This window comes from Streptomyces sp. 3MP-14 (assembly GCF_006334905.2).
Lineage (GTDB): Bacteria > Actinomycetota > Actinomycetes > Streptomycetales > Streptomycetaceae > Streptomyces > Streptomyces triticirhizae.
This window is the reverse complement of sequence record NZ_VDLZ02000006.1, coordinates 173,395-197,259: the sequence shown is the minus strand read 5'-3', so window position 1 is coordinate 197,259 and position 23,865 is coordinate 173,395. Positions and strand designations below refer to the sequence as shown.

The following is a 23,865-nucleotide window of genomic DNA, read 5'->3' as shown; positions in this document are numbered from 1 at the left end:
GTTCAGCCTCCCAACACGGTCTGCACGGAACCGCCGCGCACCCGCACCGCGCGGCGGAAGAGGCGCACCAGGTCGTCGTCGCCACCGGCGAAGTCCAACTCCAGCACCACGCGCTGTTCAGCGCGGCCGTCGCCGGCCCTGCGCACGGGGTCAGCGACCGAGCGCAGCATCCCGTCCAGCCGGGACAGGGGGAGCACCGCCTCGTCCTCGGGGCCTTCGCCGATCATCGCCAGGGTGGGGCCGGTGGTGACACCGCCGGCCGCCAGGTAGGGGACGTTCGGGGTGTGGAGGGTGCCGCCGCCGATGCTCCCGAGCGGACCCAAGTCCACCTTGGGCAGGGTGAAGGACAACCCGTTCCAGCCCGAGATGATCGAGTTGATCCCGGACTTGAAGCCGCCGGACAGGGCGCCGCCGATGCGGTCGCCGAGGCCGTCGAACCAGTCCTCCGCCCGCCCGGGCAGGTCCCTCAACCCGCCGAAGATGTTCGTGACCGCGTCAATGCCGCCCTGCCAGGCGGTTTTGAAGAAGTTGATCACGTTGCGCACGGCCGAGCGGATGGTGTCGAAGTGCTTGATGAGCAACCCCGGCCCGGGCCAGTTCAGGAAGATCGTCTTGGCGATCTCGAAGCCGGCCTTGACCAAGTCAACGCACCAGTTCCACGCGGCGATCACGCCGTCGCACATCGCCTGCCAGATGGTCTGGAAGATCGTGGTCTGGGTGGCGATGTAGACGATCGCCGCGACGAGCAGCCCGATCGCGACGACCACGAGCCCGATGGGGTTGGCCGTGAGGGCAAAATTCAGCAACCACTGAATCGCGACCCAGGCGGCGATCGCGGCGGCCAGGATCAGCACCGCCGGGGCTATCGCCGAGATCAAGCCCTGGTTCTGCGCGAAGAACCCGGAGGCGGCCGACAGCACGGGCAGCAGCGCGGTGCCCAACGTCATCTGGAGCGTCCTCACGGCGGCGTCCATCTGCTGGGCCGGGTCGGCCTCCATGGAGGCGGCCATGTCCGAGGCGGCGCCGGCGACATCGCCCAGCTCGGTGCCCGCGAAACCACCGGCCTCACCCAGCGCCGTGAGCGTGGCCTGGGCATCCTCGCCCGGGCCGCCCATCAGCTCGAACGCCAGCATCGTCCGATCGGTCTGGTCGTCGACGTCGGCGAGCGCGGTGACGATCTGGTCGAACGCCTGCGTGCCCTGGCCGGTGTTGACCAACTCCTGGATCTCGCCGACGTTCAGGCCCAGCCGCTCCAGCGGCTCGGCCACCGCCTCCGTGTCCGCAACCCTGAGCGTGAACTCCTTGACCGCGTCGCCCAGCTTGTCGAGCTGAAACAGCGGGTTCTCGGCCGAGGCGGCCAGCAGGCCCATCATCTGCGGGCCGGTGGCGCCAAGCTGCGCGAAGAACTCGCCGTACTCGGTGGTGAGTTCGGGGATCTCCTGGCGCATGGAGGCGGGCACCTGCTGGGCGGCGGCGGCGATCAGATCGAACGCCTCGGCGCCGTCGCCGGCCATCCCGTTCTTCATCAGCGCGCCGGCCGCCGTCGCGGACTCGGCCACGTCGAACTCGAACCGGGCGGCCAGGGCCTCGGCCGACCGGGTCATCCCGATCAGCTCGGCGTCGGTGGCCTCGCCCATGTCCTCCACGGAGGAGATGACCGCGCCGACGGAGTCGCCGACGTCGGCGAGGCTGGCGCCGAAACCGTCGGCGTAGACGGCGCCGGCGACATCGCCGGCCCGCTGCGCCTCGCCCGAGGTGAGGTCGAGTTGGTCTTCCAGGCGGCTGGTGACGGACGTGATGTCCATTGCCGACTGCATCCCCATCACGAACCCGCCGGCGACCACGGCGCCCGCCCCGGCGGCGGCGATGCCGCCTAGGGAGCGTTCCACGTCGTCGGCCGCGCCCCGCGCACCCGAGGTCAGCCCCGAGGCGTCCACGCCGATCGCGACCAGCAGCTCATCCAGCAGCGCCACCACCCACCACCCCCTACCGCGTGCGTGTGTCGGTGCCGCCGAACGCCGCCGTGATGGACACGGCCTGCATGAGCTGTTCGTCCGGGGTCTGCTCCCCGCCGCCGCTGTCCCAGGTGGGGATGAAGTCCTGCGGCCGGGCCCGCTTCCCACGCTTGCCCTTCTGGGCGTTGACCAGGGCAGCGGTCTGGATACCGTGCAGCGCGTCGCCGCGCTCCGGGCCGAGAGGGCCGGTGACCCGCTCGTAGGCCATCCACTCCGTCAACTCCGCGCTGGTGGTGGTGGCCAGCAACTCGGCTACCGACCGCCCTTGCGCGAGGGCTAGTCGGAAGAGGAACCGTCGCCAGGGGTCGTCGCGGATTTTCCCGCCGCCTCCTCGGCTGCCTCCTTCCCGATCCCCGACAGCCGGCGAGCCACGGCCGCCAGCCGCTCGATCACGGCGGCGCTCTTCTCGTTCAACGTCGCCATGTCCTTGTCGGTGAACAGCCGCTCGCCGGCCTCGTCCACGACGCACCGGGCGACCAGGCCGACGCGCACGCCCTTCGTGGATCGCGCCTGGACCGACCCGTTGGGCCCGAGGCGCAGCATGGACGCCTCCCACGCGTCGCGCTCCTGCCCAGTCAGGGCGCGCACCCGGACGGTGCCGCCCCACTCGGGCACGGGCACATCCTCATGCGCCAGGTCGGCGGCGGCGGTGATCTGGTCCTTCGTCAACAGGGCCACGGGGGGCTCCTTACTCTTCGTCTTCCAGGGGGCCGATGGAGGGCTTGCCGCTGACCTTGAACGTCAAGCTGGCGGTCAGCAGGTCGTCATACGGGCCCTCCGGCTCGAAGCCGGTCATGATCGCGTCGAACGTCCAGCTGGTGTTCAGGGCGTCGGGCCAGACGATGCGGTAGGGCTCCGGCTGGTCGACGGCCATGTGCGCGACCAGGGCGTCATGAAGCGCCGGGTCGTAGCGGATGTCCACCGAGACCTCGCCCGGGTCGACCAACCCGCCGACGAACTCCATGTGGGCGTCCGGCGACTGATGGGTGGTGGCGTCCAATGCCTCCTTCGACAGCCCGGGGCCGCTGATGCTGGTGGACTCGGCGACCGTGACGAACTCGCCCGCGACCGTGTGCTGGAACGCTGTTCCGAAGCCGTTGATGCCGGCCATGAGATCCCCTCCCCGGGGGTAGTGGTGGTCAGGTGCGCGGTAGGTCCACGCGGGTCCGCCAGCGGGCGGGGATGTGCCGGATGTCGCCCGGCGGCTCGGGGTCGGTGAGCGTCTGGGAGAACTCGAACCCGGTCACGACGTGGTCCCACCCGTCGACGCCGAGCGGCTGGTGGTCCAGCAGCTCCGTCATACGGGCGAGGATCGCCAGGCCGGGGGAGTGTCCGCGTGCGCGGGTCCAGATGTGCAGGGTGGAGACCACCTGCCGCCCGTAACCGTCGTGGGTGTTGTCCGGGGTCTCGATCGCCTCGCCGATCACGATGTACGGGTAGGGGGTGCCCTCGGGCGCGCCGTCGTGCACCCCGCCCGGCGCCAACTCGGCCAGCGCCGTGTCGCCCGTCAGCCGGGCGTACAGGGCGCGTTGGACGGGCAGCAACGCTGAGGAGGCGACAGGAGTGGTCACAGGACGCGCCTCACTTCCTCGCGGATGCGGCCGACGATCCGTCCGCGCTCGCTCTCCACAGCGGGCTGGAGCTGGGGGTTGGCCGGGATGCTGGACGTGCCGAACTCCTGGAAACGGGCGTAGGCGACGCCCGCGCCGTCCCAGCCGACGCGGGCGGTCAGCCCCTCGTCCCGGTAGGTGACGTCCACCGCGTCGCGCAGGCGCCCGGTATCGACCCGCACGCCCCGCCGTACCTGGTCGCGTACCTCCTCGGCCGAGGCGCGCACGGCGCGGCGCAGGGCGGCCTTCACCTCGTCGGGTAGCTCCTCCAGCCGGCCGCGCAGACCCTCGATGCCCTCCAGGCGCACCGTGATCCCGCCGGCCCCGCCCCGACCGCCGGCGGAACCACCGCGCCGGCCACCGCGCCGCCGGGGCGGCATCAGCGGCCCTTCCCCAGCAGCCGCACCGCCCGCGACAGATCCACGGAGATCGCCAACAGCACGGCGATCAGCCGCTCGGCCTCGGTCTGTTCGACGTCCTGCGCGAGCTGACGCAGCTCGGCAGGCTCGGGCGGTGGTGTGCTCACGGCGGTTCCCCCTCGGTCTGGATCAGGTGGACGTCCGCGCGCCGGTAGATCGGCGTCGACGGGGAGATGATCGACAGCACCCGGTACCGCTCGCCGCCGTCGCGCAGCTGGTCGCCACGGCGCACATCGGCGCCGGGCAGCGTGTAGACGGTATGGGTGTGCTCGGACCCGGCCTGCTGCGCCACCACCCGCTCGCGGGTTGAGGGTTGGTCCACCTTCGCTGCCACCTCGCCCGCCTGGGCCCAGGTGACCGTCTGCCCGCCGGCCCCATCCGGGGCGGTCGTCTGGCGCCACACGGCGAGGTGGCGGTTCAACAGGTGCGTGATGTCCACCGTTCGCCCCTCCTTCCGGCTATCGGCTGCGGGGGCCGCGCGCGTAGGGGGCCAGCAGGACGCGTTCGTACTCGGTCGGGGCTTGGCCGGTGATGGGGTTGCCCGCGCTGTCGCGGGCGTAGGTCACTGACCGGTCGCCCAGGGACTCAGCCTGGTACAGGCCGCTGCCGCCGGCTGCCGGTGGGGCGAGGTAGGCGCGGCCGGCGATCTGCCGGCAGACCAGGCGCACCGCTTCGGGGATGGGGTTCCAGCCGTGGGTGCAGACCACGGTCACCGCCGAGTCCAGCGGCCACACCCCGGTCAGGTGGGTGAGGATGCCGTGGCGAGCCCACCGGTAGTCGGCCGGGTCCAGAACGGCCCCGTCGACCGTCACGGTCGTGACGGCCGTGATGGGGCGTTCGGGTAGGACGAGCACGGCCGCGCCGGCGCCGGTCAGTTCCACCTCGGCGTCTGCCACGAGGTCGAGGTGTTGGTCGGTCTCGGCGCGGATGGTGGCCTGGGCGGCGGCGATCACCTCGCCGGCCGCCTCGGCATCGATCGTCGGGAGACGGAGGTGCGCCCGCAGCTCCTCGGGCGTGATCCACGGGTCGGCCACGTCCGCACCCCCGTCCTACTCGGGCTGATCGCCGGTCGTCGGCGACTGCGTTGTCTGCTTCGTGGTGCGCGGCGCCCTGCGGGTCGCGGTGCGCTTCTTCGGCCGCTCCTGGTGTGGCGGGGTGGCGTCGTCGGCGTCGGGCTCGGCGTGGCCGGCCGCGCACCAGGCGCGGCCCAACTCGTCCGGCACGTCTACGACTTGCCCGGTGGTGTAGCGGCGGCCGTGCCCGTCGGCGACGGCGGTGACGGAGGTGATGCGGATACGCATCGGTCTCAGCCTCCTGCCGGTGTGGCGAGGATGCGCAGCGCTTGGGGGCGCACCACGTCGCCCGTGACGCGCTTGCGGATCTTCCAGCCGATCATGCCGTCTTCGGCGTAGAGCTGGTCGAGGACCTTGACGGTCATGCCGGCGCGGTCGTAGACGCGGTAGCCGGCGTTGAAGTCCCCGAAGGCCGCGATCCGGCTGCTGGCGGCGATGGCTGCGATGTCTTCCTGGTTCTCCAGCGCGTAGCCGAGGAAGGTGTTGGGGCGGCCGGCCTGGTTGGAGGGCTGCCACAGGTATTGGCCGTTGCCGTCCTTCAGTTGGCTGATGAACAGCTCGGTGCCCGACGCCATGGCGAAGCGGCCGTTGCGCCGGTACTGCGCGGGGGTGGCGTAGATCAGGGCCTTCAGGTCGTCCAGCAGCGCCGGAGCCTCCCCGGTGCCGGCGTAGTCCGCGCTGGAGGCGGTCACCGTGGGCACCCCGCCGCCGGCGGTCATGAAGCCGACTGGCTGGCGGTTGGCGTGGCCGGTGCCGACGGTGAACGCGGTGTCCTCGGCCTCCGCGCACGCACGGGCGAAGGAGTCGCGGATGAACCTGTCCAGGTTGACGTCCGAGTCGTCGAACTCGTCCTCGCCGACCTTCGCCAGGCCGTACAGGTCCTCGATGTAGGTCCACTCCTCGGCCGGGGTGTCCGGCATGGAGTCGGTGAGGGTCTGCTCGTTCGTCTCCAGTTTGCCCCAGCCGACGGACACCTCATCCAGCGACCGCCGCCGGACGCGGTTGGAGGTGATGGACCGCTGCGAGGCCATGCCGCGCACCACGGTCAGTTCGGGCAGGGACCGGATGATCTCGGCCTCCAGGTCCTCGGGGACCAGGATCTCCCCGGCGGTGTTCTCCACCAGCGCCCGCTCTTCGGGCGTCAGGCGCGCGAGACCGACGCGCAGGCCCCGGAAGAACGCCGCGCGCTTCGCCTTGGTCCGCTGCTCGTCGGTGCCTCGGCCGCCGTCGTCGGGCCGGTCGGCGCCTCGGCCGACCGGGCGGGCCAGTTCGGCCGCGCGGCGCTCCTCGCGCTCCTGGCGCTCGATCCGCTCGGTCAGCTCGCCGAACTCGGCCTCGTGACGGTCGTAGGTGGTGCGTTCCTCGGCGGTCAGGCCGCGGTCTTCCTTCTCGGCGGTCTCGGTGATGGCGCGCAGGGACTCCACGACGCCGGCCCGCTGCTGCCGCAGCTCCACGCTGGTAGGCATGGGCTCTCCTTCTCCATGGGGTTGGTCCCGGGCCGGTCGGCCGGGAAGTGTCAGGCGCGGGCGAGTAGTTCCAGCTCGCGCAGTCGATGGCGGGCCCGCTCTGCCGGGTAGTCGGCCGGGGTCGGCGCCGAGCGGTCGGCGGCTTCCAGCAGCGCGCCCAGCGCGTCGTAGGCATCGGCCACCAGCTGCCGGTTCGCCGCCGACAGCACCTTGCCCGCGCGGACCTCCGCCAGGGCGCGGGTGACGGCCTCCGGCTCGGGCGCGGTGATGGTGGCGCCGGTCTGTCGCGCCGCCGCCGCGCGCAGCTCCGCCGACGTCGCCGCGAACGCCGGGTAGGTCACGGCGGAGACGTCGCCGCCGTCCAGGTCGATCCCGAACACCTCGTGCGTGGCGCCGGACCAGCCGTCGGCGGTGACCCAGAACCCGAACGACATCTGCGTGATGTCGCCGCGCTCCAGGCTGACGGCGAGGTCGCGGGCGTAGGAGACGTCGGCCATGTCCGCCTCGACCATCACCCCGGCGTCGTCCTCGTGCAGGCTCGCGGTGCCGGCCGCCGTGCGGGCCAGGAGAAGGTTCGGGTCGTGGTTGATCAGGAAGCGGACGTCCGGGCCTGCGGCGAGGGTGCGGGTTGCCGCGCCGGGCATGATCCGCTCCCGCCAGCCGCCCATGTCCTCAGACAGGGAGTCGTACACGATGGCCCGTCCACGGAACGTCAACCGCCCGCCGCCCTCGTCGTTGCCCTGGGCGGCCCGCACCTGAAGATCGGTCAGCGGGAACGCCCTCACCTCACGAGTACGCCGCATGGCGTCCCCTCTCTACACGTTGAACTGGAGTCGGCAGGTGCAGCCGGCGATCTCGTCCACGCCCAGCCGGGAGTCGTGCGGCCACCGCCCCCGCCGGGAACCCACGGTGAAGTCGTCGCGAATCGACACGGTCTGCCCGTCCGCCCGCCGGTGGGTGGGGCGCGGGTTGGTGTCCCACACCCGCCACGTCTTCGTCCGCGCCCCAGCGTGCTTGGCACCCTCATGGGAGGCGAAGTTCGCGACGCCCGCGACGCGGGCCTGGGCCAGCTGCCGGGCGCGGGCCTTCGTCATCTCTTCGAACATCGCCGCCACGGAGGCGCGGATCTCGGCCGGCGCGGCATCGATCCCGATCGTCCCCCCGCGCACCTCCGCCAGGGTCTCGCCGAGCTTGGTCACGGTGGTGGTGTTGATGTTGGCGGCCGTCGACGCGGCGCCGGTGGCCAGGTAGGCGGTCGTCTCCTCCGGCACGTAGGCACCGCCGAGCGCCGCAGCGGCGGCCGTGCCAACCTCGCCGGCCAGCCCGGCCGCCAACTCGAAGAGCAACGCGGCCAGGGTCTCGTTCGCCGCCGCCGTATCCAGCAGCTCCTCGGCCGTGGCGTCCGGCCGCACCGACAGCCCGGCCAGCACCTCCTCCGACTGACCGGCGAAGAACTCGGACAGCGCGTCGATGTGGCGGGTCACCCACGCGGCCAGCTGCTCCAGCGCGGGCGCCTCGGTCTCCTCGGCCCGCCGGGCCGGCGGGCCGGGGCGGGTGCGCTGGGCCGGCGGCGCCGGCGACCCGGCAGGCTGCATGTTCAGCGGCACCAGGTACTCATCCCCACCGGGAATCGGCGGCTCGTCCTCCTTCGCCAGGATGTCGTTCGCCGACAGCCAGCCGCCGCCACGGCCCTGGGTGTAGGCGGCGTACCGCGTCGCCAGGTCCCCGCGCAGCAGGCCGCCCGTGTTGAACCGCACGTACAGATCCGGGCTGCCGAGCAGCCGGGCGGCCGTGCGCTCCAGACGCGTCAGCCACGGCGTCAGGGAGTACAGCACGTATCCCAAGCTCTGCTGCTCGATCCCGCTGCCCCAGGACGTCGAGCGGTCCACGTCCCCGATCATGTGCGGCGGCACGCCGTAGATACCGGCGATCTCCGCCCGCGAGAGCTTGTAGACCTCCAGGAACGAGGCGTCAGCGGGGCTGAGGGTGGTGTTCGCCCACTTCGCGCCGGCCTCCAGCACGGCCAGGCGGTGGGACCGGTCGAACCCCTCGTGCAGGTCACGCCACTGCCGGGTCAGCCGCTCGTACTGCTCATCCGACAGCTTCCCCTCGACGGACACGATGCCGCCCGGCGTCGCGTCCCTCGCGAAGAAGCCGCCGATGTAGGAGGTGGCCGCGAAGCTCGTGCCGACCGCCTGGCGGGCCATGCCGACCGGCGACAGCCCCTCGACGCCCCCGACACCGAACGACTTGAAGTGCAGCAGCCCCTCGGCGCGGACCAGGCCGCCCGGCTCGGTGATCGGCGCCCACTCATCATCCGCGAGCGTGACCTGATACACCATCTCGCCCGTGTCCATGTTCCGGCGCGGCTCCACGCTCGTCCACGCCACCGGCCACAGCCCGGCCGGCCGCCCGGCCCGGTCGCGCTGCACGTACACGGCCGCGTTCCCCCGCAGCAGCAGCCAGCCGAGGACCTGCGCCCACATCTCCCCGGCCTCCATGCCGGGGTTCGCCTGGTAGGTCAGCAGCGGCGTCGCCGGATGGTCCAGCGGCACGCGATGCTTGCCCTGCCGCTGGAAGGTGCCCACCGGCAGCATGGAGCCGGTCTCCGCCAGCAGCCGGATGCACGAGTACACAGCGGACACCTGGAGCGCCCGCTCCGGTGTCACCAGCACGTCCGCCGCCGTCCGCTGACCGGTCAGCGGCGGCAGGGACTTCAGCCCTCGCTCGGACTCGGCACGGCGCCCGCGTCGGAACAGCGGCATCACGCACCCCCGCCCCGGTTGCCCAGCCACACCAGCGCCCCGCCGACCGGCAGCAGCGCCACCCCGGCACCCACCGCACCAGCGACCGCCGCGCCGACCACGACCAGCCCGACGGCCACGCACCCGATGCCAGCCAGCTCCAGCCCCCACGACACGATCTCGCGCACGCGCGCACCCCCTGTCAGGCCGTGATGATCCGGATGTTCGGCTCCGGCGCCTCTTCCTCGGCGCGGTCGCCGAGCCACTGGGACAGCGCGTTCAGCCCGGACGCCACGCCATCGATCCTCTTCGAGCTGACGCGACGGTCCGGCTTCACCGGCTTCACGTAGCCGTCGCCGTTCTGCCGGATGCCGACGCAGTCCACGTGCCACCGCAGGATGGGGTGACCGCCGTGGCTCACGCGGCGCGCCAGCACGAGCCGTTCGAGCTGCTTGCACGGCTCGTTCATCCCGGCGTAGCCCTGCGCGACGTGGTCCATCACCAGTCCGGACGTCTCCAGCTCCTTGGCCGTCTCCGCCGCGTTCCACCGGTCGTAGCCGACAGACCTGATGTCGAACCGGGGCGCCAGCTCGTCCGTGATCAGCGCCCGGACCGCGCGGTAGTCCACCACGCCGCCCTCCGTCAGCCGCAGCGCCGGGCCCGCGTGCGCCGGGGTCTCCGACCACCGCCCCAGGGGCACCTTCGTGGTGCGCTCCAGGTCCTTAATCCGGTCCTCGGGCAGCCAGAAGAACGGCACCCACACGTGCGGCTCGGTGTCGTCCACCGGGTCCACCGGTGGAAACCACAGGCTGAACGCCGTCATGTCCGTCGTGCTCGACAGGTCGAGGCCGCCGTAACAGGTACGGCCCTCCAACTCGTCCAGCTCCACCGGCACGGGGATGTTGCTGCGCGGGCGCCGGGCCGAGCCGTCCCAGTCGTCCATCTTCAGCCACCGGATCTCCTGCTTCGTCCTGACGTTCAGGTGCAGCCGGAGGAACCGGTTCAACTGCGCCGGGGACCGCTGCGCCTGCGCGGCGCGGCCCATCAGGTAGTCCGCCAGGACGGTCACCCCGAAGCCGGGGTTCGCGGCCTTCAGCGTGTCCTCGCTGTACGGGTCGAAGTCGGCGGCCGAGTCGTCGGCGCCGAACACCACGCCGTACACCGAGGAGTCCTCGGCGTGCCCGCCCGCCAGGGCCTCGATCTCCTCACGCTTGGTCGCGTAGGCCGTGCCGGTGCCGCCGTCGTCGGCCGTCGTGATGAACACGAGCACCGGCTGATCCCGCGCGCCGATGCCGGTCTCGACGGCGTCGATGACGTCGGAGTTCTCGTGCGCGTGCACCTCATCGATCACGCCGCCGTGGACGTTCAACCCGTGCTGGCGCATACCGTCCGAGGACAGCACGCGGAAGACGCTGTGCGTCTTCGGGTGGATCAGCCGACGGCGCTGGATGCCTCGCTGCCCCAGACGGCGCGCGAGCGGCTTGCACCCGGCGGCCATCTCCCGGCTCGCGTCGAACACGATCGCGGCCTGATCCCGGGCCGACGCGACGCAGTAGACCTCGGCGCCCGGCTCACGGTCCGCCGCGAACAAGTACAGCCCCAGGCCGCTGCACAGCGTGGACTTCCCGTTCTTCCTGGGGATCTCGAACCACACCGTGCGGATACAGCGCAGCCCGTCCGCCCGCTTCAGCCCGAAGACGGGCGCGATCAGGTACCTGACCTGCCAGTCCATCAGCCGGAACGGCTGGCCAGCGTGACGGCGGCCGATCGTCTGCTTCAGCATCAGGAAGAAGGCCAACACCCGCTCGACGGCGGCCAGATCGAACCACACGCCCGGCCCGGCCGGGAGGGGAGTCTCCAGCAGCGGGCGGCGGCCCTGCTGCATCCACTCGGTGCCGTCGATCAGCCCGGCCTCGACCCACCCGGCAACCGCCCGGTCAATCTCCGCCGTGAGCGCCTTGCGCCGGGCCCTAGTCGAGGATGCCCCCGCCGTCGTCGTCATCGTCTGGACCCTCCGGCTTCACCGCGCGCAGCCGGGACGCGGGCGTCAGCATCAACTCGCGCCCCACCGTGGCCACGACCGTTGCCGCCTCCCGCCACTGCTGCCACGCCGGATGCTTGCGGGCGTCCCCCCGCGAGTCGCGCTGGATCAGCCCCTCGTCCTGGAGCAGCTGTTCCAGCTGCACGAACCGCGACCAGGCCGCGCAGTAGGTGGCAAGGACAGCGCGGTCGATCGTGGCCAGCACGCCCAGCCGGTCCAGCTCGGGCACCACCCGGCGCCACTCGGCTTTCGCTTCCCGGTCCAGCCAGCTCGGCGCGGACGGCGCCTTCGCCGGAGCCTTCACGCGTGGCGGCGGCGGACCGCCGCCGCGCAGCGCGCGCACGTTGTCCGGCATCGGGACCGGCCCACGGGTGCCCACAGAGAGTCACCCCCGGTCACTACGTTGGTAGAAAACGGGTCGAAACTCCCGGTCGCGTTCGCGACACCCCCGCCTGCGTTCAGGACCCACCCCACCCCGGAAGATCCAACTCCCCCCTCCCGCTCGACGGGAACAGAGAGTGACCCTCAACGGCGATGAAGCGGTCAGTACTGGTCGGCCCGGTAGGTCCGCCACCACGCGGCGATCGCCTCCATGGTACCGGCCGGCCGGCCCGCGCGCCGAGCCCTGCGCACGCACTCCTCCTCGTCCACAGCCAGCACCACCACGTCATCGGCACCGGGCGCGACACGGTCGCGGTCCACCGCGCGCGGGGCGGTCGCGATGATCCACGCGGCGGCCAGATCGTGCCGCCGCTCCAGCCGGGCCACCACCGCATCCCGCGCCTCGGCCACGAACGGAGTGAGGGGAGGGGGGTGTTGGTGGGGGTGGGGGGAGCCCAACGCGACGGCGAGGGCGTCCCAGTCCACCACCAGGTCACCCGGCTTGGCGTGTTCGGCAACGTAGCTGGTCTTGCCCGAGCACGGCGGCCCGCACACCAACGTCACCCGACACGGGCTCGTGCGCGCCTTCCCGGCGCCGGCGAACCCCGTCTCCCTCGCGGTCTTGGAGTCGTGGCACGGCTTGCACATGGCCTGCAAGTTGGCCCGGTCGAACGCCAGCGCCTCATTCCCCCGGTGGGGGCGCTTGTGGTCCACCACGGAAGGCGGCGCGCCGCATCCGGCCGCGCACAACGGCTCCTCCGACAGCACTTGATCTCGCAGCTCGGCCCACCGGGGATCGGAGTAGACCCACCGCCAGGCCGCCGCCGTCGCGCGCCCGGTACGCGCCGCACGCGAGCGAGGAGCAGCCACTACCCGCGCCGCCCTGCCAACGCCCGACGCACCATCGCGGCGAACCGATCGCCACCAGCGTCCACCTTGATCGTGGTCACCTCGGGCTCGGCGTCGCCGAACGGGAGGCGGTACGACCGCACGATGGGGTCGCCGTCCTCCTCGGCGAGCTTGCGGCCGTGCTCGTCCAACTCGTACAGGGCGATCTCGATGTACCCGGCCTGGGCGTCGGAGTGGATCATGCGGACCCGTTCGGGCGGGAGCCCGAGGGCCCGGCAGGCTGCCGCGAGGCGGTTCATGGGCATGGCGTCGGGCAACTGCTCAGGCATGGTGGTCTCCTCCCGGTCCTGGGGCGCGGCCCCGGGGCGCCCTCACGCCCGGGGCCGCTCTCTCCCACTCCACCCGCCCAAGGGTGGTCATGGCGGAAGCCCCGCACATGGCGGGGCTTCCGGTACACCCGCGTGTGCGGGCGGGGCTGCGGGTTTTCCTTCGTGCCCGTTACCTGGTTCCGGGGCACACCCGCGTGTGCAGGCGCCGCGCCGCTCCGCTCCACCTCGCCGGTGGTTTAACGCCGAAGACCCCGCGCTGGGCGGGGCCTTCGGGCATACGTCCTCGCAGAGATCGTGACATGCGCTGCGATGCTGGTCAAGCAGCTGCGGGCGGAGGCTGCGGTACTGCGCCCGGACCCGGGGGCTACGGGATCGCGTAACCATCGGGCGCTCGGGGGTTGGCTTGCCTGAACTTCCTGGGATCACGGGAGGTTCAGGCAGCCGCAGGTACGCGGGGGCGGCGGGCGCGGATGAGCGGTTGGACGTCGGCCCAGGCGTAGTAGGGCTGGCGGGGTGTTCCTCCGGCGCGCGGGAGTTGGCCGCGCCGCACCAGCTGGCGGACGGCGGGGAGTCCGACGCCGAGCTGGGCGGCGACCTGGTGGGCGGTGAGGTACCCGGGCGGGACGAACAGCGGCTCCATGGCCTAAGTGTCGCTTAGGGGGTCTGCCGGCGGCCGGGGCCGTCGCCGGGGCGCAGGAGAGCGGCCTTGACCAGCTCCAGCGCCTCGGCCTTGCTGAAGCCGGCGCCCTGAAGCGCGGCGTAGAACTCGTGCAGTTGTACGGCCGCTGCCGCCAGGGCGGTGAACGGGGACGGCGGCGGGGTCTTGTCGTTCATGCGTGGGCTCCTTCGGGGTCGTGGTGGGCGGCGAGGGTGCCCCAGGTGTCGGGCGGCCAGTGGGTGCCGCACCAGGGGCAACGGGCGGTGGCGGCGCCCTCGGTGACGTGCACGGGGGCTCCGCACGGGGTGCCGGCGCCGGTGGGGGTGAGGCAGTGGCCGAGGCGCCGCCGGCGGGGGGTGGGGTCCACGATGCTGGTAGCGGCGCGCTCCAGGTCGCGGATCTCGCGGGCGAAGTCGCCGGCGGCCGGCCACGTCTCGGCGATCCAAGGGAGGTTGACGGCCAGGCCGGTGGCGGCGGCGGTGACGCGGTCGGCGATGGTGCCGGTGATGCGGGGCGGCTCCCACTCCAGGTCGGCGTGCAGGGCCGCGCGCCAGTCCTCCAGGACGCCGACGATGCCGCCGGGGCCCCGGAGGGTCAGCACCGTCTCGTTTATCGGGAGCGGCGCTTCGGCCGGCCGGGTCCCGCCCGCGCCGCTGGGGCGCGGGGCGGGGGCGAGGAACGCGGCCAGCACGGTGTGCAGGGCGGGGAGTCGGCGGAGGCGTTCGGCGGTGGCGCGGGTGCAGCCGGCGCACAGGTGGTGCTCGGCGCGCTCGCCGGCCAGCTCGCGGTCGCAGAGCCCGCACGAGGTCATCGGTCAGTCCTCCTCGCTGTCGAGCGGATCGGCGTCGGGCAGGGGATAGCCGGCCTGGTCCAGGTCCCAGGCCAGGTCTCCGGCATCGACTCCGCCCACCTCGGCGGCGGTGCACCAACGGGCGACGATGCTCAGCACCTCGTCTCGCTGGTCCTCGGCGCGCTGACGCGCTTCGTGCGGGGTGAGGGCGCCGGGCGCGTGGCGCTGGATGACCACGGTGTACAGCTCCGGGGACTCGGCCACCTTGACGTCCAACTCCAGGCGCGTCTCGCTGTAGTTGGGGGCGTCGCCGAGCAGGGCCCGGGCGGCGGCGACGAGGTGGGGCAGCAGCTCGCGGGCGGGCTCCAGCGCCATCCCGAGGCCGTTGCGGAAGTTCATGGCCCGGATGCCGGTCTCGGCCAGTTGCTTCTCGATCCACCGTTCGCGGGCCTCGTCGTCCCGGTCGCCCAACTCGGCCACCAGCGCGTCGCGTTCGGCCTCCAGCTCTGCGATCCGGTCGTAGAGGTCGTCCAGGGCGTCGTCGGTGATGGTGTCGGCGGTGTGCCGGGTGTTGGTGGTCATCGGGGCTCCCTGGTGCCGCTGCGGTGGGTGAGTTGGACGGGTGGGGTCGTTGCGGGTGGCTCGGCGAGGGTGATCGGGCCGACGTAGGACGCGATGGCGATGGTGGCGACCTTGGTGAAGCAGGCGCGGAAGCAGCGGCGGCACGGGCGTGAGGGGTTGCGGCGTTGTTTGTGGCGGCAGACGCCGGTGATCGTGCGGCGCATCTCGGCCTGGAACTTCTGGCCGTCGGCGGTCTCTTCCTCGGTCCAGTCCACGACGGGGAGCCGCAGCCGGCGCGCCAGGGCTCCGCCATCGGGGGTGAGGGGGCCCTTCATCCGCATCTGCTCGGGGCAGGTGGACGCGAGGTAGGCGAGCGCGGCGGCGGCGAGGCCCTGGCGGCGCTGTTCGGGGCGTATGTAGATCAGCTCCACCGAGCAGCGGCGGGGGTCGATGGAGCAGAACCCGGCAGGCTGGCCGGAGTTTTCGAGGATGATCAGCGTGAAGAGGAACCCGCCGACGGGCAGGCCCGGCGCGATGTGGGCGGCCCGGTCGAACTCTTCCAGCAGGTAGTCGCGGAACATCTCGGTGAGGGCCGGCGCGTGGTCGGGCCTGAACGCGACGAGGTTGGGCGGCGGGGGGTTCACCGGTCGGCCCTCTTGCTGGCGCGGTCGCGCTGCTCGGTCTCGGCCTCGGTGGGGGTGGGGGGCTGCTCGCCGGGGGCGAGCAGCAGCCAGAAGTTGTCGGCGAGGTCGGCGGGCTCCACGGTCGCGTCGCTGGCGATGCCGGCGACGACCAGGCGCTCACGGTCGTCGGCGGCGGGGGTTCGCTGGCGGTCGATCTGGTCGGCCTGGTCGTAGACGACTTCCTCTCGGACCAGCCAGCCGGCGACGGGTATGACGTGGGTTTCGCCGGGGGTGTCGCCGAGGTAGACGGCTCGCCAGCCGACGGCGGGGTGGAAGCTGATGGTGCGGTACTCGGTCTGCATTGTCGCTCCTGGTAGTGGGTGGGATGTGGACGGATGTGGACGTGGACAATGTGGACGGCGTCCACGTCCCCCCGCGCTAAACGCGCGAGTGAGAGAGAATGTCCTTTTTCTTTATTTATGTAGTAGTTGTGAGAGGTGGCGTTGGGACGGAACGGGGGGACGTGGACACGCGTCCACGTGTCCACATGTCCACATCCGCTCACTCCGTCTGAACGCAGATCCGGTCACCCTCGGTGAAAATCCAGTCCCGGGACTCCGCGAGGTCCACGGCCTTGATCGCCATGTCCCGGTCGGTGCTGCGCAGACGCCTGCGGAACTCCCCGAGGGTGATCCCGCCGACCTGTGAGGCGTGGCGGCGGGCGAGAAGGGCGACGCGCTCCAGCGCGCTGTCCCGGTCCGTCTTCGCCTGGTGGGCTCGCAGTTCGAGGTCCACCCGTTCCTGGGTCTCGCGGTTCTTCGCGGCCTGCGCCTCCCGCTGGGCGCGCCGGATCAGGGCGTCCCGCACGGCGCAGGACGACCGCCAGACGACTTCCGCCAACTCCCAGTCCTGTTCGGTGACCGTGGTCCGCCCGCCGTCCAACAGCGCGAAGAGGGCGGCCAGTTTGACCTTCATGAGGTTGGCGTGGCCGTCCAGCTCGGAGACCTCGATCTCTCCCCTGTTGCGGGCCACGTGCTCGGCCCACAGGGTGCGCCGGATGTGCTCGGGGAACCGGATGTCGATGGTGTCCGTCGCGCGCAGCTGCGCGAGGTTCAGCGGCAGCGGGCCCGGTGGGTCGGGCGGGACGTCGGGGATGGAGGGGTCTGCGGACCAGCACCACAGGAAGCGTTGCGGGGTGCCGGTGGACGCGTCTGCCAACACCGGCATGGCCGTGGCTGGTTGGAACCCGGCGGCCAGGCCGAGGCTGTAGGAGCCGGCGGCCACGTAGCGGGTGCGCTCCTCGCTCGCGTTGGTCTGCCCGAGGGTTTCGCCGATCGCCGCGCGGCGCAGCGTCTCGCCGAGGACTGAGCCGGAGCGCTCGGCGAGCTTGGCGAGGGTCTGCCCCTCATCGACGTAGAAGAACGCGTTGTGCCGCACCTGCTTGCGCACGCGCCGGGTGACCGGGTCGCCCTTGTTGGGGCCCCGGGCGTGAATCTCCCCGGTCTCCTCCTCCACGGTCCCCATGAACGCCTCGGCCATCCCCTCACCGGAACCGATGGGCAGCCCGTCCAGGAACTCGGGGTCCACCGGCGGGACCAGCGCCCGGGCCTGCTTGGTCCCGATGGACTTGCCGGTGCCCGACGGGCCGACGATCGCGACGAAGGTGTTCAGCGACGCGCGCCCGCCGATGCCGGTGACGGCCCGGTAGTGCGGCGGGATCATGGCGCTCAGGCGGGCCAGCAGGGAGTAGAAGAGGACATCCGCGCTGGAGCCCTCGGCGTGGGCGGCGCGCCGGATGTGCTGGAGCACCGGGCGGGCGTCGTAGAACTCCTCGGGCAGCAGCCCGGCCCGGCGGCCGTCCGGCTGCGGATCGTCCTCGCCGTCCGGTTCCTCGGGGTCGGCCGGGGGCTGGCCCGCCCACGTGTCATCAGCCGGTGGTTCGGCGCGCTCCGTTGGCTGCCGGTCGCTCTTGGGCGGTCGGCAGTGACGCTGCACGTCGGCCAGTGCGGCTGTGGGCAGCGCCCGGGCGCCCGGGCCGCTGGGCTGACCGTGGGCGGCGCGCAGCACATCGCGGGCGGCTTCGCGCTCATCGCCTCCGTAGTGGAGGTGGGCCCACAGGGTGGGCACGGTCAGCTTGTGGCCCGGGGCCTGCTGGCCGACGGGCAGGCCGGAGCGCTCCGACCAGTTGACGGCCACGTGGTCGTCGCACATCAGGCTGTACTCGCTGTCCGACCCGCCACCGTCGCCGGCCGGGCGTAGCCACTTCTCGCGGCCGTCGGCGGCGGTGCCCCGGTAGGTCCAGCCGGCCGGTTCCAGGACGTCCCGGAAGGTCAGATGCCGGGCCAACAGGTCGAAGACTCCCGGGCCTTGGGAGCCAGTCCAGGGCCCGGCCGGCCGGCGGGAGGGTGCGGCCGGCTGGGCGGGGCGGCCGAGGCGCGCGGCCTGCCGGTCGCGCTTCTCCGCCGCCGCCTTCTCCAGGGTGCGTCGGGCGTCGGGCTCCAGCCGTTCCACGGCGGCCCGCAGCTCGGCGAGTCCGATCGGCTGACCGGTGCCCGGTTCGCTCCCGGTGGGGCGGTCGGGGCTGGTCTTCCGGTTGATGGTGCCGGGCACCCGCATGAGGCGGTCGAGGTTGCCTACCTGGGTGTCCCAGGCGCAGCCGTGGGCGTAGGCCGAGGCGCCGAGGATCGCCTGGACGGCGGCCGTCATCCCTTCGACGGCGTCGCGGTCGGAGTCGGTGATGATGTGCGGCTGGTCCAGCATCCACACCGGGTTGACCCCGCCGCCGGAGTAGACCCAGCCGCTCGGTTCGGGCAGCCCGGAGGCTGTCACGATCTCGCGGACGTGGGCGGCGTCGATCGGGTGGGGCATGTCGTCGGGTCCGGGCTTGTGCCCGAGGTTCCCGAAGTCGCCGTCCGCCCAGAGGAACGTCAGCCCGTGGGCGAGGTCTTTCCCACCCCGGCCGCGCTCGGGATGGTCGCGCAGGGTGGTGACCTGGGCGTAGATGCCCTTGGCGCCGCGTTGGTCGAGCTGGGCAACGTAGGCGGTGGCGGCCTCGATGCCGGCCGGGTCCGTGGGGAAGCGGCGGCCGGCCCACCGGTCGGCGTCTGAGCAGATGCTCAGCAGCCCGGGAACGCTCTGGTACTGGTACGCGAGGGACGCGCGGACCAGGTCCAGGTCGGCGGTGAGGAGCGGGGCCTCGGGGGCGGCGGTCACGACCGGACCGCCGGGGTGATCGGGTTCACGAACGGTGGCTCGCTATCTGGTGGTGCCGACTGGGGTGTTCGTGGTGCGCGGGCCGCCGAGGGGCTGGGGGAAGTGCGTACCCCCTCGGCGGTCGGCGCGGTCGGTCACCCGGTGTGCGGGGCGGGGGCGGCGTGGTCGCGGGTGGCGGCGATGGTGCTGGCCAGCAGCCAGGGACCGCCGGGGGCGCCGCCGGCCTGCCGGAGGTTGATCCGGTCGGCGACGGCAGCGAGGTGGCCGGCGATGGCCTGCCCCATCTCGGGGTCCCATCCGGCGGGCACCCGGACGTCGACGACCGATCCGGGCGGGATGTGGCGGGTCTGCTCGCGCAGCTTCTCGCGCCAGTCGCCGGGGCCGGTGAGGTCGATCTCCACCGTGAGGGTCACCTGGGGCCCGGTCACGGCTGGCCGCCGACGGTGAAGCGGCCGAAGATGACGGGCAGGCCGCTGGTGTCGAACCCGAGGTGCTGGCCGATCAGGACGCGGGCGTAGGCGTCGCGTTCGGTCTCGGGGCGGCCGGGCGGCATGGCCAGGACGAGCCGGTGCCCCTGGTCCAGGAGCACGCCGCCGAAGTCGGCGTCCTCCAGCCGGATCTCGCCGAGCACGGCGCCGACGCGCTCCAGCAGCTCGGGCAGCGGGGTGTTGACGACGTCGGCCAGGGTGATGCCCCGCAGCTCCTCGGGGCTGGCCGGCCGGCAGGTGCGGGGCAGCGCCTTGTGGAACAGGTCGAGGAACAGCGCGAGGGCGCGCGCCGGGTCGTCGGCGCGCGTCAGGGCGGCGGCGATGGTGGTGACCTCGGGCCCGAGGTCGGCCAGCTCGGGGGGCAGCGTGGTGTTCGCCTGCCAGTCGGCGCGGGCGTCGATCAGGTCGGCGTGGACCTGGTCCAGGCGGTCGCACTGGGTGCGGAGTGCGCCGGTGAACTCGGCCAGCTGCTCGGGGTTCAGCCCCCGGGCCCAGAGCTGGCCGGTCACCTCGATGTCGATGTGCGGCACGCGGTGGGCGGGGTCGTCGGCGTGGGGGGTGACGACCATGGAGGGGGCGAACAGCTCCCGCCGCACGGGCTTGCCGTCCTCGCCTTCGAGGTGGGGCAGGGCGACGCCGTCCATGACGGTCCAGTGGGTGACGTCGGTCAGGGCGTCGACGTCGGCGGCGGCCAGCTGCGGGACGTAGGGCACCTCACCGGTGTTGGTGCGCTCGGCCCACGCCGGCAGGTACCCGGTGATGGGCGTTCCGCCCTCGATGGTGACGGTCCAGGCGTCCGCCTTCACGGCGGGCCGGTGGCGGCTGGCGTCCAGCTGGGCGGCGAGCGCGGTGATCTGATTGGCGAACGCGTGCAGCCGCCCGGCCCAGGCGCGCATCCCGCTCGCGTCCAGCTCCATGAACTCGGCGCCGTTGATCACGCCGACCGGGTCGCCCTCGTTCTCGGGGTCGATCAGCTGGGCGTCCAGGACGACCGGCGCCCAGGTGGCGGCCTCGGCGCGGAGCACGGTGCGGTCGCTGGCGTGGTTGATGTGCTCGCCGGTGGCGGTGCACCAGGTGTAGGTGGTGCAGGGGGTCGCGGGGCGGCCGGCCTGGGGGGTGGGCTCGGTCGCGGGCGCGGTGGGGTCGCGCTGTTCCTGGGCGTGGGCGACGTCGTCGGCGCCCTTGAACTGGGGGGCTACAGTGGTCATGAGGACGTTCTCTTTCCGGCGGCGGCGTAGGGGTGGCTAGACCCCGGCGTCGCCGTCTTGCTTGGTTAGGACTGGGTACGGACTGGGTCGGCCTCGGGCGCCGTCGGGTGGCTAGACCCGGCGGCGTCGCCGCTGGCGGGCAGGTGGAGCCAGGCGAGGACATCGGCGGTGCGCACGACGTGGCGGCGCCCCACGGGGATGGCTTGGACGGGCAACCGGCCCTCGGCGAGGAACTTGTATGTTCCGGACTGCGACAGCCCGAGGACGTCTCGGCCGAACGTGGGCCAGACCGGCATGAGCGGCGGCTGGTCGTACAGCTCGGCAACGGTCAGCGGCTTGGTCATGCCGCCGCTCCGGCTTTCTCTTCGGCCTCCAGCACGAGGTCTTCCACGCTGGTGCCGTAGGCGGCGGCCAGCAGGAGAAGCGTGGTAGAGGCGGGGCGGGCCTGCCCCCGGCGGAGCCGCGACAAGGTGGACTGAGAAATGCCGGTTCGTTTGGCGATGGCGTACCCGCTGTGGTCGCCCATCGCTGCCGCCGCTTCGTTCAGCCGTGCGGCGTGCAGGCGGAAGTTGGACGTCATGGACTCTCCTTGCTCGGCAGGAAGCTTTACGTCCCTGCAAGGAAGCACGCTAGCGCGCCCTCTGCTTCCTCGCAAGTACGTAAGCAATCCCGGGCGTGTCACTTCCCACGGCGTGCGCCCTTACCTACCCTGGTGGTTACTTGCTAGCGTGGAAGCATGACGCGAGAGAGGAACACCCCCACGCGCGCAGAACTGTTCGGGCGGTACGTGGCTGAGGCCGCGCGTGCCGCTGGCTACGACATCGACAGCCCGCGGGGCGGCGGCAAGAAGAAGCTGGCCGAAGACGCCGGAATGTCGCACGCGAGTGTGAGTCGGATGCTCGCCGGCCAGACCATCCCGGACCCCCGATTTTTCGAGCCACTGGCCGAGGCTCTCCACCTCCAGCTGACCGACGTCTTGGTGCGCTCCGGCCTGATTTCCGACGACGGGCTGGGTCCGAGTAGTCCGCCCCGTCCGACACGCCCACTCACCCCCCGGGAGGCGGCTGCCGCCCTTGGAATCACTGACCCGAAGAACATCGACGCGTTCGAGACGATGGCGGAATTCATTCTTCAGACAGACAGGAAGCCGAACCAAGCGACTCAAAGGGGAGTCGCGTGACCCTTGGGGGGAACCGAATGGCTTTCGGGATGCACGATAAGCACTACGAGCGCTGCCTCCTCAAAGCGCCTCCTACAGCGGGCTCCGGTAAGCGCTGCTACGAGTGTGTCACCAGGAAGGTGTACCGGGTCTACTCCCGAGTCGTGTTGCTGTTCGCCTGCACGTCGGCAGCTCTGTTTTTGTACATGTGTACCCCTTGGTACGACACCTCAGGTGAGGCGCTGGACCGAGAGGCCACGCTGGCACTTTCGGGATTCATTAGCATCTCCATGTTCTTCGTGACCTCGCTGTTCTGGCAGACACTTCGCGATAGAAACAGATCCGACGCCACACTGGTTTCCCTCGGAATTGCCTACGCCAGAATGGAACGGAAGTCTCAGCAGAATTTCGAGGCGATGAGGGAGGACTTCAAAGAGGAGTTCCTGGAAGATGCCATATCCCTGGGACGGCGGCTGGAGCGCGAGCAGCAGGCAAACCGAGAGCCGGCCGACTATCCCCCGCTGCGGTCTGTCCGAGAGAATGGCCCTGGGCCGGATGATCCGCCCGGGGCTCGACAAGCTGGCTGACCGGCTTCGGGAGGGGTGACGTGAAGGGTTCGACGTATCGCCGCTGCTACTGCCGGGGCGAGGATGGCCGGCCGCTGGGCAAGGCGTGCCCGAAGCTGAGCAGCAAGCGGCACGGCGTGTGGTGTGTGCGTCAGGAGTTGCCGCCGCGCAACAACGGCACGCGGCGGGCGTTTAACCGCGCCGGGTACGCCTCGGCGAAGGAAGCCCAGGCCGACCTGGAGAAGGTCCGCGACCTGCTGGCGCTACCAGAGGGCGATGACGTCGAGGCTCAGATCCGCCTCGGTGACCTCCTCGAAGAGGTGAGCAAGGACAAGCGGGCGCCGCTCCCGGAGCTGAACGACGTGCGGCGCCAGATCAACCTTGGACTGGTCCTCTCGTCGAAGCTGACGGTCGGTGAGTGGCTGGATCTCTGGCTGGAGTCGAAGAAGAAGATCAAGACCAAGACGACGCGGGGCTACGAGAGCATCATCCGTGTGCACCTGAAGCCGCTGATCGGGCACATCCGTCTGGACAGGTTGAGCGTGCCCCACCTGGACGACATGTTTCAGCGGATCGACGAGCGGAACGAGCGGATCGCGGCGGCCAACGAGCGACGACACGCTCAGGCCGCCCGGTGCCGGTGGTCCCTGCCCGAGGTGCCGCCGGCGTCGAAAGCCCCTGCGGCCGTGGCGGAGCGGGCGCGCCTGAGGGAAGAGCGGGCGGTGTTGGCCGCCATGCCGCCGTTCATGAAGCTGACCGGCCCGGCGACGAAGCAGCGGATACGGGCGTGCCTGCGGACCGCGCTGAACGCGGCGATCGCCCGCCAGCGGGAGACCGGGCTCACGTTCAACGCGGCCGAGCACGTGGAGCTGTCCGGCGGGCAGCGCCCAAAGGGCCTGCTGTGGACCGAGGAGCGCATCGCCCGCTGGCAGGAGACCGGCGAGGTGCCCAGCCCGGTGATGGCGTGGACCCCGCAGCAACTCGGTCAGTTCTTGGACGAGGCCGTGTCCTCGCGCTACTACATCGGGTACCGCTTGGTGGGCTATCACTGCCTGCGGCGGGGGGAGGCCGCCGGCGCGCGGCGGACCGATCTGGACGTGTTGACGCGGCTGCTGTGGATCGCGATCGAGCGCACCCTGGACGGGTGGACGCCGGTCGAGTCCGATCCGAAGACCGAGGGGAGTGCGGCGCCGGTCCTGCTGGACGAGGAGACCGTGCGGCTGATCGTGGAGGACACGGCGCGGAAGCGCGCCGAGGGCGAGGCACGCCTGACGGCCCAGCGGGAGCGCCGGGCCAGAGGGGAAGAGCCCGACGATTCACCGCCGGCCTGGGTGGACTCCGGCTACATCCTGACCGAGGAAGACGGCACCCCGGTCCACCCCGAGAAGCTGTCCGACGAGTTCCAGCGCATCCGCAAGCGTGCCGGGCTGCCCCCGATCAACATCAGGGATGCGCGGCACACCGGGGCCGGGCTGGTGAAGGCCGCCGGCGGCGACATCCACGACGCCAAGGTGAAGCTCAGGCACTCCACGATCAAGCTGACCAGCGACACGTACATGGTCCTGTTCCAGGAGCTGAAGGAGGCTCTTGCTGAGGGCGTGGTGGCGGTGGTGCCCCGGGCACGGAAGGCAGAAGACGAACCGGCGACCGAGGGGGCGTGACGCCCCTCTGG

General features: G+C 71.8%; 32 protein-coding genes. 3 read left to right on the top strand and 29 right to left on the bottom strand.

Features of this window, described 5'->3' with window-relative positions; translation table 11 throughout:
* Positions 1 to 2: 2 nt before the first annotated feature.
* The 29 genes from FH609_RS11715 to FH609_RS11590 form a co-directional block, all read right to left on the bottom strand.
* Entirely contained in the window at positions 3 to 1,973 is a 1,971-nt protein-coding gene (locus tag FH609_RS11715) for a phage tail tape measure protein (RefSeq protein WP_139667237.1), read from the bottom strand.
* A 13-nt stretch (positions 1,974 to 1,986) separates the two neighbouring features.
* Positions 1,987 to 2,262, bottom strand: a complete 276-nt coding sequence (locus FH609_RS11710) for a hypothetical protein (protein WP_139667238.1) — start codon at positions 2,260 to 2,262, stop codon at positions 1,987 to 1,989.
* 29 nt (positions 2,263 to 2,291) lie between these two features.
* Entirely contained in the window at positions 2,292 to 2,693 is a 402-nt protein-coding gene (locus FH609_RS11705) for a hypothetical protein (RefSeq protein WP_139667239.1), read from the bottom strand.
* Positions 2,694 to 2,703: 10 nt separating this feature from the next.
* Complete coding sequence (locus tag FH609_RS11700; protein WP_139667240.1) at positions 2,704 to 3,126, bottom strand: phage tail tube protein; 423 nt, start codon at positions 3,124 to 3,126, stop codon at positions 2,704 to 2,706.
* Between the two features lie 28 nt (positions 3,127 to 3,154).
* The gene (locus FH609_RS11695) at positions 3,155 to 3,586 is read right to left on the bottom strand and encodes a DUF3168 domain-containing protein (protein WP_226961583.1); all 432 of its coding nucleotides are present in this window, start codon (positions 3,584 to 3,586) and stop codon (positions 3,155 to 3,157) included.
* A complete protein-coding gene (locus FH609_RS11690; protein WP_193317855.1) occupies positions 3,583 to 3,933 on the bottom strand; it encodes an HK97-gp10 family putative phage morphogenesis protein in 351 nt (116 codons plus the stop codon). The genes FH609_RS11695 and FH609_RS11690 overlap by 4 nt, the downstream gene beginning before the upstream one ends.
* A gap of 71 nt (positions 3,934 to 4,004) precedes the next feature.
* Positions 4,005 to 4,151 (bottom strand): hypothetical protein, encoded by a 147-nt coding sequence (locus FH609_RS31035; protein ID WP_193317854.1) that lies wholly within the window; start codon positions 4,149 to 4,151, stop codon positions 4,005 to 4,007.
* Positions 4,148 to 4,483, bottom strand: a complete 336-nt coding sequence (locus FH609_RS11685) for a phage head closure protein (protein ID WP_139667242.1) — start codon at positions 4,481 to 4,483, stop codon at positions 4,148 to 4,150. Before FH609_RS11685 ends, FH609_RS31035 begins: the two co-directional genes overlap by 4 nt.
* Before the next feature lie 19 nt (positions 4,484 to 4,502).
* Positions 4,503 to 5,078, bottom strand: a complete 576-nt coding sequence (locus tag FH609_RS11680) for a hypothetical protein (protein ID WP_139667243.1) — start codon at positions 5,076 to 5,078, stop codon at positions 4,503 to 4,505.
* A 15-nt stretch (positions 5,079 to 5,093) separates the two neighbouring features.
* Entirely contained in the window at positions 5,094 to 5,345 is a 252-nt protein-coding gene (locus tag FH609_RS11675) for a hypothetical protein (RefSeq protein WP_139667244.1), read from the bottom strand.
* A 5-nt stretch (positions 5,346 to 5,350) separates the two neighbouring features.
* Positions 5,351 to 6,583: a phage major capsid protein gene (locus tag FH609_RS11670; protein WP_139667245.1), complete on the bottom strand. Its 1,233-nt coding sequence runs from the start codon at positions 6,581 to 6,583 to the stop codon at positions 5,351 to 5,353.
* A 50-nt stretch (positions 6,584 to 6,633) separates the two neighbouring features.
* Positions 6,634 to 7,386, bottom strand: a complete 753-nt coding sequence (locus FH609_RS11665) for an HK97 family phage prohead protease (RefSeq protein WP_139667246.1) — start codon at positions 7,384 to 7,386, stop codon at positions 6,634 to 6,636.
* A 12-nt stretch (positions 7,387 to 7,398) separates the two neighbouring features.
* The gene (locus tag FH609_RS11660) at positions 7,399 to 9,348 is read right to left on the bottom strand and encodes a phage portal protein (RefSeq protein ID WP_139667247.1); all 1,950 of its coding nucleotides are present in this window, start codon (positions 9,346 to 9,348) and stop codon (positions 7,399 to 7,401) included.
* Positions 9,348 to 9,515, bottom strand: a complete 168-nt coding sequence (locus FH609_RS31030; RefSeq protein WP_193317853.1) for a hypothetical protein — start codon at positions 9,513 to 9,515, stop codon at positions 9,348 to 9,350. The genes FH609_RS11660 and FH609_RS31030 overlap by 1 nt, the downstream gene beginning before the upstream one ends.
* 14 nt (positions 9,516 to 9,529) lie before the next feature.
* Positions 9,530 to 11,329: a terminase large subunit gene (locus tag FH609_RS11655; protein ID WP_139667248.1), complete on the bottom strand. Its 1,800-nt coding sequence runs from the start codon at positions 11,327 to 11,329 to the stop codon at positions 9,530 to 9,532.
* Positions 11,298 to 11,723, bottom strand: coding sequence for a phage terminase small subunit P27 family (locus FH609_RS11650; RefSeq protein ID WP_139667249.1), 426 nt, complete (start codon positions 11,721 to 11,723; stop codon positions 11,298 to 11,300). The genes FH609_RS11655 and FH609_RS11650 overlap by 32 nt, the downstream gene beginning before the upstream one ends.
* Before the next feature lie 188 nt (positions 11,724 to 11,911).
* A complete protein-coding gene (locus FH609_RS31615; RefSeq protein ID WP_226961619.1) occupies positions 11,912 to 12,313 on the bottom strand; it encodes an AAA family ATPase in 402 nt (133 codons plus the stop codon).
* Positions 12,314 to 12,618: 305 nt separating this feature from the next.
* Positions 12,619 to 12,927: a hypothetical protein gene (locus tag FH609_RS31025; RefSeq protein ID WP_193317851.1), complete on the bottom strand. Its 309-nt coding sequence runs from the start codon at positions 12,925 to 12,927 to the stop codon at positions 12,619 to 12,621.
* A gap of 433 nt (positions 12,928 to 13,360) precedes the next feature.
* The gene (locus tag FH609_RS11640) at positions 13,361 to 13,567 is read right to left on the bottom strand and encodes a helix-turn-helix transcriptional regulator (protein ID WP_139667250.1); all 207 of its coding nucleotides are present in this window, start codon (positions 13,565 to 13,567) and stop codon (positions 13,361 to 13,363) included.
* Between the two features lie 14 nt (positions 13,568 to 13,581).
* Positions 13,582 to 13,761 carry a hypothetical protein gene (locus tag FH609_RS11635; RefSeq protein WP_139667251.1) on the bottom strand — a complete coding sequence of 60 codons (180 nt, stop codon included), beginning with the start codon at positions 13,759 to 13,761 and terminating at the stop codon, positions 13,582 to 13,584.
* On the bottom strand, positions 13,758 to 14,396 hold the full coding sequence (locus FH609_RS11630; RefSeq protein ID WP_139667252.1) for a hypothetical protein: 639 nt from the start codon (positions 14,394 to 14,396) through the stop codon (positions 13,758 to 13,760). The genes FH609_RS11635 and FH609_RS11630 overlap by 4 nt, the downstream gene beginning before the upstream one ends.
* A 3-nt stretch (positions 14,397 to 14,399) precedes the next feature.
* Positions 14,400 to 14,957 carry a hypothetical protein gene (locus FH609_RS11625; protein WP_139667253.1) on the bottom strand — a complete coding sequence of 186 codons (558 nt, stop codon included), beginning with the start codon at positions 14,955 to 14,957 and terminating at the stop codon, positions 14,400 to 14,402.
* Positions 14,954 to 15,580 (bottom strand): GNAT family N-acetyltransferase, encoded by a 627-nt coding sequence (locus FH609_RS11620; protein WP_139667254.1) that lies wholly within the window; start codon positions 15,578 to 15,580, stop codon positions 14,954 to 14,956. Before FH609_RS11620 ends, FH609_RS11625 begins: the two co-directional genes overlap by 4 nt.
* Positions 15,577 to 15,921 carry a hypothetical protein gene (locus FH609_RS11615; RefSeq protein WP_139667255.1) on the bottom strand — a complete coding sequence of 115 codons (345 nt, stop codon included), beginning with the start codon at positions 15,919 to 15,921 and terminating at the stop codon, positions 15,577 to 15,579. The genes FH609_RS11620 and FH609_RS11615 overlap by 4 nt, the downstream gene beginning before the upstream one ends.
* 199 nt (positions 15,922 to 16,120) lie before the next feature.
* Positions 16,121 to 18,772, bottom strand: coding sequence for a DUF3987 domain-containing protein (locus tag FH609_RS11610; protein ID WP_139667256.1), 2,652 nt, complete (start codon positions 18,770 to 18,772; stop codon positions 16,121 to 16,123).
* A gap of 134 nt (positions 18,773 to 18,906) precedes the next feature.
* Positions 18,907 to 19,200 carry a hypothetical protein gene (locus FH609_RS11605; RefSeq protein ID WP_139667257.1) on the bottom strand — a complete coding sequence of 98 codons (294 nt, stop codon included), beginning with the start codon at positions 19,198 to 19,200 and terminating at the stop codon, positions 18,907 to 18,909.
* Positions 19,197 to 20,468 carry a DUF6907 domain-containing protein gene (locus FH609_RS11600; protein ID WP_139667258.1) on the bottom strand — a complete coding sequence of 424 codons (1,272 nt, stop codon included), beginning with the start codon at positions 20,466 to 20,468 and terminating at the stop codon, positions 19,197 to 19,199. Before FH609_RS11600 ends, FH609_RS11605 begins: the two co-directional genes overlap by 4 nt.
* A 65-nt stretch (positions 20,469 to 20,533) precedes the next feature.
* A complete protein-coding gene (locus FH609_RS11595) occupies positions 20,534 to 20,812 on the bottom strand; it encodes a helix-turn-helix transcriptional regulator (RefSeq protein ID WP_139667259.1) in 279 nt (92 codons plus the stop codon).
* A complete protein-coding gene (locus FH609_RS11590) occupies positions 20,809 to 21,048 on the bottom strand; it encodes a helix-turn-helix domain-containing protein (protein WP_139667260.1) in 240 nt (79 codons plus the stop codon). Before FH609_RS11590 ends, FH609_RS11595 begins: the two co-directional genes overlap by 4 nt.
* 156 nt (positions 21,049 to 21,204) lie before the next feature.
* On the opposite strand from FH609_RS11590, the gene FH609_RS11585 reads away from it, so the two are divergent.
* Genes FH609_RS11585 through FH609_RS11575 form a run of 3 tightly spaced genes read left to right on the top strand, consistent with a single transcriptional unit; the run spans position 21,205 to position 23,854 of the window.
* Complete coding sequence (locus FH609_RS11585) at positions 21,205 to 21,648, top strand: helix-turn-helix domain-containing protein (protein ID WP_139667261.1); 444 nt, start codon at positions 21,205 to 21,207, stop codon at positions 21,646 to 21,648.
* A 29-nt stretch (positions 21,649 to 21,677) separates the two neighbouring features.
* Positions 21,678 to 22,214 carry a hypothetical protein gene (locus FH609_RS11580; RefSeq protein ID WP_139667262.1) on the top strand — a complete coding sequence of 179 codons (537 nt, stop codon included), beginning with the start codon at positions 21,678 to 21,680 and terminating at the stop codon, positions 22,212 to 22,214.
* 20 nt (positions 22,215 to 22,234) lie between these two features.
* Positions 22,235 to 23,854, top strand: a complete 1,620-nt coding sequence (locus tag FH609_RS11575) for a tyrosine-type recombinase/integrase (protein ID WP_139667263.1) — start codon at positions 22,235 to 22,237, stop codon at positions 23,852 to 23,854.
* The last annotated feature ends 11 nt before the right edge of the window (positions 23,855 to 23,865 follow it).